The sequence below is a fragment of the Aeromonas sp. 600886 genome, assembly GCF_049174935.1.
GTDB classification, from domain to species: domain Bacteria; phylum Pseudomonadota; class Gammaproteobacteria; order Enterobacterales; family Aeromonadaceae; genus Aeromonas; species Aeromonas veronii_A.
In genome coordinates this window covers 1-11119 of record NZ_JAAKUB010000045.1, presented here as the reverse complement: position 1 = coordinate 11119, position 11119 = coordinate 1, and the positions used below count along the sequence as shown (strand labels likewise).

Below are 11119 nucleotides of genomic sequence, written 5' to 3'. Positions count from 1 at the left end.
TCGTTTCACACCTTGTCCCATCGGGTTCTCCATGTATTGGGGGGAAAGGTGTAAACCATATTCAGGACGGGACACGGCGACAAAAAAGGGGCCGAAGCCCCTTTGATCATCTGCGTCTGTTGTTTGCTCTTTAGAATACGTATTTGACCCGTGCACTCAGGTTGCGGCCCGGTTCGGTCATCATGCTGTTATCGGAGCCCTCGGCACGACCTGCGATGCGCTCGTAGCTGGTGTACTCCTTGTCAAACAGGTTGAAGACCCCGACGTTGAGCTGCAGGTCGGTCATCGGGTTGAACTGGGCGTACATATCAACCACACCCCAACCGGCGCTCTTCACGTAATCGTTGCCTTTGCTGTCTTTACGGACTTTGTCCATGTTGTCAGCAAAGCGCAGCGCGGTGTTGAAGTTCCACTGTGACTGTTCCAGACGCACACCGACCGAGCCGTTGAGCGGGCTCAGGCTGTTGATGTAGTTGCCATCCCCATCCTTGCCTTCGATGTAGGCGAGGTTGCCCCAGACATTGACGATGTCGTTGAGCCAGTAATCCGCCTTGGCTTCGACCCCTTTGGTGGTCGCCTTGCTCAGGTTCTGGTACTGGTAGACAGCGGTGCGCCCCTCTTTGCCCACTTCCACCATCTCGATGAAGTCTTCGAACTTGTTGTAGAAGCTGGCTACTTCATAGCTGAGGCCGTTGCTGCTGCCACGCACACCGAGATCGATGCCGTCGCTGCTCTCCGGATTGAGGTTCGGGTTGGGCTCGATGCGATAGCCGTACGCCTGATGGTTCAGGGTGGAGAAGGCGCTGTCATACATGGGGGCCTTGAAACCGTGGCTGTACTGGGCGAACAGGTTGGCCGCCTCGTGGGCCTTGAACACCAGACCCAGCTTGGGTGACAACTCCCCTTCGGAGAACTTGTGCAGCTTGTCGCCTGTGTAGGCCGGATCGTTGTCCGGGGTCATCCGGTAGTAGTCATAACGGGCACCCGGGGTCAGTACCCAGCGCTCGCCAAACTTGATCTCGTCAAAGGCCCACAGGGCGCTGCGCTCGCTGGTGGTAGCCGGGAAACTCAGCTCGTTGTAGCCGACAAAATCACCGGGGGTCGTCGGCCCCTTGTAACGGGTACGTTCGTTGTCGGTATGCTCGTATTCAGCCCCCCAGGCCAGGCGGTGGTTGGCGACCGCCTTGTGGAACTGCAGCTGGGCGCCGATGTTCTTCTGATCGAACACGTTGTGATCCAGCGAGTTTTTGGTCACATAGGGGTTGCCGGGGCTGACCGGATACTTGGATGAGGCGTACTGATCCAGCGTCTGCTTGGTGCGGGCGAAGTAAACCTTGCTATCCATCCGATCAGCCCAGCCTTGATTCAGCGCGATGCCGTGATCCAGCACCACAGAGAGGTTGTCGGTCTGCTTGTCGGTGATGGGCTGATCAAAGACACGGGCAGTACCGGTACCGACCTTGTTGAGCTTGACCGCATCCGGCTCCTCGCCATCGGTCAGGTAGTCAACGGTCAGCTTGAGGAACTGCTCATCGGAGAGGTTCCACTTGCTCTTGAGCAGCAGGGCGTGGGTACCGATATCGAAGTCGTTTTTGGTGGAGTCGAAATTCTGGGTCACACCGCCATCGCGCCAGGTGTAGCGCAGCAGGTTCTCCACTTCACCAGTGCGCAGGGCGCCGGTAAAGCCCGCCATCTTCTGGTGGCTGCTGGAGGCGTAACCGCTGGTCACATCCAGATAACTATCCTTGCCCTTGAGGAAGTCGCTGGCATCCTTGGTGGTGATGGCAATCACGCCACCCAGCGCATCGGAGCCGTAGGCGGCAGACGCCGGCCCCTTTGCCACTTCTACCTGCTTGATCATGTCGGTATCGAAGTAGCTCTGGCCAACCCCGCCCTTGCTGTAGGCATCGTTCTGGCGCACACCGTCGCGCACCACCTTGACTCGGTTTTCCCCCATGCCACGGATGATGAAGGTCTGCGCATCCCCCTGACCGCCGAGCACGGTCACACCGGGTTCGTAGCGGAACAGGTCGGCGACGTTGGTGACGACCTGCTCTTCAATCTGCTTGGCGGTGATCACCGAGATGGGGCCGGAGACATCTTCCAGTTTTTGCTCCATCCGTGAGCCGCTGACGACCACGACTTCATCCGCCTTCTGGGTGGCAGCAAAGACCTGGGAAGAGAGACCGGCTGCCACGGCGAGGGCAACCAGAGAGTGTGCGTTATGATGGGTCACAGCGAATCCTTATTGAGAACTGTTATCAAACAGGCCGCATATTACCCGGCTCTCGACAAAGATCAACAAGAAACGAAATCATTCTCATTTGTTTTGAGCCAAATTGGTTTTACACTGTCGCCCTGTGTTGCCCTTATTCTCTATTAGCCCCCCGAGATGCACCGGCATCCGGGCATATCAGCCGTGAGATCCCATGATTAGACGACTTCCCCTGCTCGCCCTGCCGCTGCTACTGGCAGCCTGTGCCACCCCCACCCAGCCAACCGTGTCATCACAGTTGCAAACGCTCTATGACTACCGGCTAAGCAGCGAGGGAGACGCAGACCTGACGCTGGAGCAGGCGATCGCGCACATTGCCGACGCCGACATCATTCTGGTGGGTGAGCTGCACAGCCATCCCGCCGTGCATCTGTTGCAATCACGCCTGCTGAGCGGACTTTACACCGCTGGCCAGCAGCACGGGCGGCCATTGGCCCTCTCCATGGAGCAGTTCAGCCGCGCCGATCAGAAGACGCTGGATGCCTATCTGGCGAACCAGATTGGTGAAGCGGCCTTGATCCGCGAAGGCAACGCCTGGCCCAACTATCCAAGCGACTACCGCCCGCTGGTGGAGTTTGCCAAGACTCACCGGATGCCGGTGATCGCCGCCAACGCCCCCAAGCCCCTGGTGAGCTGTGTCGGTCAGGAGGGGGCTGAGTGGCTCGACAAACTGCCAGCCGCACGTCGCAGCCAGCTGGCCCGCCAGCTGACGCTGGGGGATGATCCCTATCGCCAGAAATTTATGGCTTCCATGCACCACGGCGATGCCGACAGCAACGCCCGCCGCTTCGCCGCCCAGACCAGCTGGGATGACACCATGGCCGAGAGCATGGTGGATTATCTCGTCAAGCACCCGGGCCAGCAGATCATGCATATCGCCGGCAATTTCCACGTCGAGGGGGGGCTTGGGCTCGCCAGTCGCATCGCCAGCCGCAATCCTGCCCTCAAGGTGGCGCTGGTCGTGCCCCGCACAGATGAGACCTCTGTTGCAGATCCCGCAGCCGATGTGCAGGTAACCATCATGCCGCTGCCTAAGCGCTGGCAAAACAGTGACGAGATGAAGCAAGATATGGGCGCGCTGCATCAATCCCGCAGTCGTGACTGCAGCCAGTGGCTGCAACCCTAATCTTCCAGGAAACGGCGGGTAAAATATGGATGTGTTACTGATCATCGATGTGCAGCAAGGCTTGTTCAACGAGCCCCGTTACCGCCAGGAGCAGGTGCTGGCCAATATCAATCGGGCTGCGGCCCATGTCAGGCAGCAACAGGGACGGGTCATCTATATCCAGCATGACTCGCCCCCCGGTACCGAACTGGAACCGGGCACCCCGGGTTGGCAGTTGCACAGTGCGCTGCAACCGGCCAAGGGAGAGAGCCGGGTGCGCAAAACGGCCTGTGACAGCTTTCTCGACACCGAGCTCGCCTTCCTGCTGGCCGAGCAGCCGGTCGATCGACTCATTCTCTGTGGCTGCGCCACCGATTTTTGCGTCGACACCACAGTGCGCAGTGCAGCCTCCCATGGGTACGAGGTGCTGGTGTTGAGCGATGGTCACACCACCGCCGATCGCCCCCACCTTAGCGCGGCCCAGATCACCGAGCACCATCACTGGATGTGGCGCCACCTCAGCCTGCCGGAGGGGCGCAGTGTGACCTTGCTCACCACCGACGAGCTGCTGGCAGTAACACCCGCCCTGCAGCCGTGCTAATCTGCGAACCTCGCCTCGTTTCTCACTGGAGTCTGTCGTGCGCCTGTTGTCTGCCACCCTGTTGTTGATTGTTCCCCTGCTGTCGGCCTGCTCCAGCTTGCCCGGACAGAAGTATGACGGGCCGGAACCCCTGTTTCTGACCCACATCAACGAGGAGGGGAGCAAGCGGTTCACCTTTGAAGCCGCACCCAACGACACCTTGCCGCGCGGCCTCTCGGCGGCCCAGAGCCAGCGGCTGCTGGAACAGCGGGAAGCCTTGCAGGAGAACCTGCTGACCGAGACCCTGGCGACCAAGCAGTATTGCCGCCAGGGGTACATCGTACTGAGCCAGACCTCCTGGAAGGTGCGGGGAGAGTGCAACGAAACGGCCACCGACGCCGATCGTCGCGCTTTTCCCAACAAGGCCTCCTGGCAGGATTGAACAGGCCGGATGAGATAACGCAATAAAAACGGGCAGCCAATTGGCTGCCCGTTTTGTTATGACGGCTGTTGTCGTCGACAGGGATTATCAGACCGGCGCATCGGCCGGACTGGTAAGCTCGGCACCGGTGTCGATGCGCTTGTGCCCCTCCACCAGATGGACGAAATCCACCAGCTCGTCACCGGAAACCGCGAACGCCTGGCCGAAGCCCTTGACGAACAGCCCCTGTTCCGGCTTGAGGCGGAACAGTTTGAAATCCTTGAGGTTGGAGAGACCCTTGATGATCTCGCCAAAACGCCCCTCCAGCGCCGCCACCGCCTTGCTCCAGCGGGCGTCGTCACGGGCCACCACTTCAGCCACCGCATCGAAGGTCAAGCGCTTGCGGGCAAACAGCTCGCGGGCACCGCTCTCATCCTCGATCAGCATCAGGGATACTCGCGGCACCTGTTGCAGGTTACGGGCGTGGCGAGCGATCTCGGAGATCAGCACATAGTAGCCATCTTCCTGCAGCACGAACGGGGCATAGCTGGCGTTGGGATTGCCTTCGCCATCGACGGTGGCGAGCTGCAGGGTGCGGCAGCTGTCGCGAAACTCGCGGATCTCCGGTTGCAGACGGTTCTGCAGACGCTCCTGACGTTCACTCATGCTTTGACTTCCTCTTGAGAGTTGTGGCGCAGCGCCATGAAACGGGTGACCTGATCGGCCAGCAACTGGCGTTTCTCGTCGCGACCCAGATAGACCTTGAAAATGCAGCGGCCGGAGTGACCGAAGAACTGGAAGGAGTGCCCCTCCTTGCCCATGAACAGCTTGCTGACCAGCGCAATCCCCGCCACGTTGTCGAGCTTGAGGTGACCATGCAGCTCACCGTCGCGGCCCATCAGGTTGTAGTAACCGCGTGCATCCTTGCCTTTCGGGAAGGGGGCTTTTACCTCGAAGATGGAACCTTCTGATTCGACGATGGTGGTCACCGGGCCCCAGTCGGCCAGATCTTCCAACAGACCTTGTGCGCGATCGGCGGGCAGCAGGGTCACCAGCTCGGCGGGCAGATGGCGAACCACCTCCCATTCGCTGATGGCAAGCTGGGCAGCCAGGGTGGACGGATGAGCGCCGGGATCCTGCTCCAGCAGCGCGTGAATGCGTTGTGCAATGCTCATGTTTTCTCCCTCTGCGGGACCAGGTCGTCCCGCTGTTTATCATGGCGGCTACTCTAATAAAGCACTGGAATCAATGCAATTGATAATTGCTATCATTATCAGTGCATTTTTTCCAAAGCCTTGATATTCTCGGCGGCACACCCGTTTCATTCACCCCTTCGGAGGTTAGCATGGGCCGTCGTCTTGCCCTCGCCATCACCCTGCTCTGCAGTTCACTCTCTCCCTTCTCTGCCGTTGCCGCCGACGGACAGAAAGAGCGTATCGTCAGTATCGGCCCGGCCACCACAGAACTCATTCTGGCCCTTGGCGGTGAATCGAGCCTGATCGCCACCGATGTCAGCAGCCCCTTGCCAAAAGGGTTGCCCAAGGTGGGTTATCACCGGGCGCTGGCCGCCGAAGGGATCCTGAGCCTCTCCCCCACCCGACTGGTGGGCAGTGACGAGATGGGGCCGGCCCCGACCCTGGATCAGCTGCGCCGTGCCGGGGTCAAGGTGGAGGTGCTGGATACCGCGCCGACCCTCGCCAACCTCAACCAGCGTATCGACACCCTCGCCAGCCTGCTGGGCGACAAAGCCGCTGGCGATCGCCTGAAGGCAGAGATCCAGGCTCAGACCGATCAGCTGGCGGCGCAAGCCAAACAGAACAAACCGCTCAAGGTCGCCTTCCTGCTGCTGCACAAGGGGCAACCCACCAGCATCGCCGGGGGGGACACCACCGCCAGCGCGCTGATTTCGCTGGCAGGTGGCATCAATCCGGTCGCCGATTTGCGCAACTACAAGCCGGTATCCGCCGAATCCCTCATCGAGATGCAGCCCGATCTGGTGCTGGTCAGCGGTCGTGACTGGCAGCAGTATGCCGATCCGGCCAAGGTGCTGGCAGAAGTACCCGCCCTGGCCGCTACCCCGGCTGGCAAGCGTAACGCCATTCACGCCATCGACGGCCACGCCCTGCAAGGGGGCCTGAGCCTCAACTCCCTGCAACAGGCGAACCAGATCGCCCAGTGGATCAAGCAGGGGTCATGATGCGGTTACCCCTCTCCTGGCTGCTGGCCTTTACCACGGCCGCACTGGCACTGTTGCTGCTCGGTTCGCTGGCAACCGGCCCCATGACCCTCACCCTGGGCGAGAGTCTGCGGGCGCTGTTTGCCGGGCAGGAGAGCGGGATTGAGTCACACAAGCTACTGATCGTGCAGGAAATTCGCCTGCCGAGAACCCTGCTCTGCATCGCAGTGGGGGGGATCCTCGGGCTCTGTGGCGCCGTGATGCAGGGGCTGTTTCGCAACCCCCTGGCTGACCCCGGCATCATAGGTGTCTCCGGCGGTGCGGCGCTTGGGGCTGCACTCGCCATCGTGCTGCTGGCCCCCCTCGGCCAGCAGCTGCAAGCCACCATCGGGGTTGGTCTGCTGCCGCTGCTCGCCTTTCTCGGCGGCGCGCTCACCACCACCCTGGTCTATCTGCTCGGCACCCGTGAGGGGGGCACCTCGGTCACTGTTATGCTGCTGGCCGGGGTCGCCATCACGGCGCTCTCCGGCGCGGTGATCGGCCTGCTCACCTATCTGGCGGACGATCAGATGCTGCGCAACCTGAGCCTGTGGCAGATGGGAACGCTGGCGGCAGGCAAACCGGCCGATGTGGCGCTAGCCCTGCTCACCCTGGCGGCCCTGCTGTGGCTCTTTATGCGCGATGCCAATCCCCTCAACGCCCTGCTGCTGGGTGAAGGGGAGGCCCGTCATCTGGGGGTCAATGTGCAATCCCTCAAACGTCGCCTGATCCTGCTCACCGCAGCGGGCGTCGGCGTGGCGGTGGCGGTAGCGGGGATGATCGGCTTCGTCGGGCTGGTTGTGCCCCATCTGGTGCGCCTGCTGGCGGGTCCCAACCATGTCAGGTTGCTGCCACTATCGGCCCTGCTTGGCGCCGCCCTGCTGCTGGCAGCCGATATGCTGGCGCGCACCCTGCTGGCCCCGGCCGAGCTGCCGGTGGGCATCATCACCGCCCTGCTCGGCGCTCCCTTCTTCATCTGGCTGCTGGTAAAAGGCCGCCGCGCCCTGTGATACGGACTGTTATGCAACCACTCTCATCCTCACTCTCCTCCCCCCTGTTGAGCTGCAGCCGACTCAGCCTGCGCCGTGGCCAGCGCCAGATCCTGGATGGGCTCGATCTTAGTCTCGAGAGCGGTACCCTCACCGCGCTGCTCGGTCCCAACGGGGCGGGCAAGAGCTCGCTGCTCAAGTGCCTGACCGGCGAGCTGGAATATGATGGTTCCATCACCCTGTTTGGCGCGAATCGCCAGCAGTGGGACAGCAGCCAGCTGGCCCACCGGCTCGGGGTATTGCCGCAAAGCTCCTCCCTCAACTTCCCCTTTCTCTGCGAGGAAGTGGTTGCCATGGGGCGCTTGCCCCACAGTGAACCGGCGGCGCGGCGCGACGAAATTGTGGCGGCGGCCATGACCCATGCCGGGGTCGAGCATCTGGCCAAGCGGCTCTATCCCGGGCTCTCTGGCGGCGAGCGGCAGCGGGTGCAGTTTGCCCGGGTGCTGGCGCAGATTTGGCAGGCCCCCTCTCCGACCGAGCAGGCCGAGCAACCCCGCTTGCTGCTGCTCGACGAGCCCACCTCGGCGCTGGATCTGAAATACCAGCATCAGCTGCTCACCATGGCGCGCGCCCTCGCCAGCCGCAATACAGCTGTGCTGGTGGTGCTGCACGACCTCAATCTGGCGGCGCGCTATGCCGATCGGCTGGTGATGCTGGAGCGGGGCAAGCTGATGGCCGATGGCACGCCTGCCGAAGTGCTCACCCCTGAGCTGATCGCCCGGCTCTATGACTATCCGGCACAGGTGATCCACCACCCCGAGAGCGGCCTGCCGATGGTGGTGTGACAAATTCAGAGTGCGGTAATGGTTGGCAGCGCGCGCTATTCATCCCGAAAACTGCAGCGTATAAACCGGTTTTTCACACCCCATGTCGCCCTGCTAACATTCATCATCGCCAGATATGTGGTGTGAATATCCTCACACTTTGCTCAGGCAAAACCCCCGCAGCATCACCGTCTACTTATAATGGCGCCGCCTCACAGAAGGCATAACTCATTGATGCTACGGAACAATTACAATGAAAAATATCAACAAAACCCTACTGGCTGCCGCCATCTCCCTCGGGATGCTGGCTGGCTGCAACAGCGACAACGACTCAAAGGCAGCTGATCCCATGGTTCGTTTTGCCACCTTCAACCTCTCTTTTGACCGCACTGCCGCCGGTATGCTGACAGGTGAGCTGGCCTTGACCCGCACCGAGCAGGATGCTCTGCTGGCCCGCCTCGCCGAAGGGAGCCTGAGCGGCGCCACTGAAACCAAAGCCAAGAACGTGCAGCAGATCCGCAACGTGGCGGAGATCATCCAGCGTACCCGCCCGGATGTGTTCCTGCTCAACGAGTTCGACAACGACGGCAAAGGCGAGAGCACCGCCGATCTGAAAGCCTTCAACGACAACTATCTGGCTCACGCCCAGCACGCAGAGGTGACGGCCATCAGCTATCCGGTGATGCAGAACTTCGCCACCAACACCGGCCTGATGAGCGGTTATGACCTCAATCTGGATGGCAAGGTTAACAGCGGCCCCGACGATGCCTGGGGCTTTGGCAACTACCACGGCCAGTACGCCTTTGCGGTGATGTCCAAATACCCCATCGACACCAAGCAGATCCGCACCTTCCAGAACTTCAAGTGGAAGGATATGCCGGGCGAGCAGAACCCCATCATCGATGACTGCAACAATCCCAAGGTCAAGATCCCGGCCAGCCGCCAGTGTGGTGATGCCTGGTATTCAGACGCAGCCTGGCAGCAGTACCCGCTCTCTTCCAAGAACCATGCCGATGTGCCGGTACGCATCAAGACCGAGAAAGGGGAAGAGGTGATCCACTTCCTGATCTCCCACCCGACCCCGCCGATCTTTGCCAACGCGGCGCGTCACACCGTCAAGCACAACCGCGCCGAGATCGCTTTCTGGAATGACTACGTCAAGGGTCTCAACTACATGACCGATGACAAGGGCACCAAGGGTGGACTGGCCAAAAACGCCAAGTTCGTTATCGCGGGTGATCTCAACGCCGATCCGCTCACCGGTGACGGTGACCTGACCGCCATTCAGGATCTGCTAAACAACCCGCTGATGAATCAGGCCATCACCAATGGCACCCTGATCCCGGCCAGCGAAGGGGGCCCGGAGTGTGTCAGCAAGGGGACCGACTGCAAACGCAACCTCAATCGCCCCAACCCGGAACGCATCACCAACTCCAGCGTGCTGCAGCTGGATCACGTCATCCCCTCCGCCAACCTCAACGCGGTCAAGAGCGGCGTCTTCTGGCCGGCCAGCTTCGAGGCCGGTTATCACCTGGTCTATGATGCGAAACTCGGCATCGCCAAGGGAGTCAGTTCGGATCACCGCATGGTGTGGGTCGATCTCAGACTCGACTAACTCTGCCATGACCCCGCTGCGGCGGGGTCTTTTATTGGCGATGACTGGCGAGTTGACCACGGCTCATTAATCCACCGCTTGGCATTGAGTTATCCATCCATAACTCATCCATAGCCGCTGAATGGGCCTCGCGATCACAGAACCGCCGCGCCAATGGTGGTAGCATGCCTGCTCTTGCCATCCGGCCGCACGGCGGATCCGGTGGCCCCCCTCCTCCGCTTTCACTTTTTGAGGAACGATTTGATGGAACTGCTTCTGCTTAGCAACGGTAAAGCCAACGAATTTCCGGGTCTGCTCGGCTGGGCCCGTGACCGGGTTCAAAGCCTGCTGGCTCGCAAACAGGTCAAGCGCATTCTGCTCATCCCCTACGCGGTGATCCGCAGCGACTGGGATGCCCGGGCCAACGAGCTGCAGGAGAGTCTGGGAGTCGATGCCATCAGCATCCACCATTTCGATGACCCGGTTGATGCCATCAATCAGGCGGACGCCATCTTTATCAGCGGCGGCAATACCTGGCGTCTCAACCAGATGCTGCATGAAAACGGTCTGATCGTGCCGATCCAGCGTGCCGTGCGCGAGCGGGACGTCCCCTATGTGGGCTGGAGCGCCGGTTGCAACGTGGCGACCCCGAGCATCCGCACCACCAACGACATGCCGGTTTGCAGTGCCGCCGTGCTGCCGGCGCTGGGCCTGTTCCCGCTGCAAATCAACCCGCACTATCTGGACGCCAGCATCAGCGGCCACATGGGCGAGACCCGCGACGAGCGTCTGGCCGAGTTCTGCGCCATCAACCCGAGCGAGCACGTGGTGGCCCTGCGTGAAGCGAGCCTGCTGCAGATCAGCGGCGATACCGTTGAGTACTGGAGCGCCCGCGAGCAGGACTTCAAGATCTTCAAACATGGCCAGGAGCCGCAAGCCTTTATGGACGCCGCCCCGCTGGCCGAGCTGACCCCCTTCAAGGTCGGCTAAGCCACGAAGAGCGCCGAACCACTGGCAGGCAGATGGCTCACAACAACGTATGTCTAGTCCTGAAATAGGTTTACACATTTTCAACTAGCATTTTTCTACTCAGAACCCTCTATGTACCGCATCGGG

The 11119-nt window shown here is 61.0% G+C and carries 11 protein-coding genes; 8 read left to right on the top strand and 3 right to left on the bottom strand.

What is annotated here, in order from left to right; all coding sequences use genetic code 11:
- Positions 1 to 130: 130 nt before the first annotated feature.
- Entirely contained in the window at positions 131 to 2236 is a 2106-nt protein-coding gene (locus G5179_RS20670) for a TonB-dependent hemoglobin/transferrin/lactoferrin family receptor (RefSeq protein ID WP_421259023.1), read from the bottom strand.
- Positions 2237 to 2429: 193 nt separating this feature from the next.
- Between G5179_RS20670 and G5179_RS20665 the strand changes: the two genes are divergently transcribed.
- Genes G5179_RS20665 through G5179_RS20655 form a run of 3 tightly spaced genes read left to right on the top strand, consistent with a single transcriptional unit; the run spans position 2430 to position 4402 of the window.
- Positions 2430 to 3401, top strand: a complete 972-nt coding sequence (locus G5179_RS20665; protein WP_421259022.1) for a ChaN family lipoprotein — start codon at positions 2430 to 2432, stop codon at positions 3399 to 3401.
- Between the two features lie 25 nt (positions 3402 to 3426).
- Positions 3427 to 3981: a cysteine hydrolase family protein gene (locus tag G5179_RS20660; protein ID WP_005348211.1), complete on the top strand. Its 555-nt coding sequence runs from the start codon at positions 3427 to 3429 to the stop codon at positions 3979 to 3981.
- Between the two features lie 37 nt (positions 3982 to 4018).
- Positions 4019 to 4402, top strand: coding sequence for a hypothetical protein (locus tag G5179_RS20655; protein WP_005335256.1), 384 nt, complete (start codon positions 4019 to 4021; stop codon positions 4400 to 4402).
- 87 nt (positions 4403 to 4489) lie between these two features.
- Here G5179_RS20655 and hutZ read toward each other — a convergent pair whose 3' ends face one another.
- Together hutZ and hutX are read right to left on the bottom strand one after the other, a co-directional pair.
- Complete coding sequence (gene hutZ / locus G5179_RS20650; protein WP_042658521.1) at positions 4490 to 5047, bottom strand: heme utilization protein HutZ; 558 nt, start codon at positions 5045 to 5047, stop codon at positions 4490 to 4492.
- On the bottom strand, positions 5044 to 5556 hold the full coding sequence (gene hutX, locus G5179_RS20645; protein WP_005362516.1) for a heme utilization cystosolic carrier protein HutX: 513 nt from the start codon (positions 5554 to 5556) through the stop codon (positions 5044 to 5046). The genes hutZ and hutX overlap by 4 nt, the downstream gene beginning before the upstream one ends.
- Positions 5557 to 5726: 170 nt before the next feature.
- Here hutX and G5179_RS20640 point away from each other — a divergent pair, with 170 nt between their 5' ends.
- The 5 genes from G5179_RS20640 to pepE all read left to right on the top strand — a co-directional run bounded on the left by G5179_RS20640 (position 5727) and on the right by pepE (position 10993).
- Complete coding sequence (locus tag G5179_RS20640; RefSeq protein WP_227342041.1) at positions 5727 to 6578, top strand: heme/hemin ABC transporter substrate-binding protein; 852 nt, start codon at positions 5727 to 5729, stop codon at positions 6576 to 6578.
- Positions 6575 to 7606 (top strand): FecCD family ABC transporter permease, encoded by a 1032-nt coding sequence (locus G5179_RS20635; protein ID WP_162506295.1) that lies wholly within the window; start codon positions 6575 to 6577, stop codon positions 7604 to 7606. The genes G5179_RS20640 and G5179_RS20635 overlap by 4 nt, the downstream gene beginning before the upstream one ends.
- 11 nt (positions 7607 to 7617) lie before the next feature.
- Positions 7618 to 8430 carry a heme ABC transporter ATP-binding protein gene (locus G5179_RS20630; protein ID WP_227342040.1) on the top strand — a complete coding sequence of 271 codons (813 nt, stop codon included), beginning with the start codon at positions 7618 to 7620 and terminating at the stop codon, positions 8428 to 8430.
- 232 nt (positions 8431 to 8662) lie between these two features.
- A complete protein-coding gene (locus tag G5179_RS20625) occupies positions 8663 to 10024 on the top strand; it encodes an endonuclease/exonuclease/phosphatase family protein (protein ID WP_421259021.1) in 1362 nt (453 codons plus the stop codon).
- A 243-nt stretch (positions 10025 to 10267) separates the two neighbouring features.
- A complete protein-coding gene (pepE, locus tag G5179_RS20620; protein WP_421259020.1) occupies positions 10268 to 10993 on the top strand; it encodes a dipeptidase PepE in 726 nt (241 codons plus the stop codon).
- Positions 10994 to 11119: the final 126 nt, after the last annotated feature.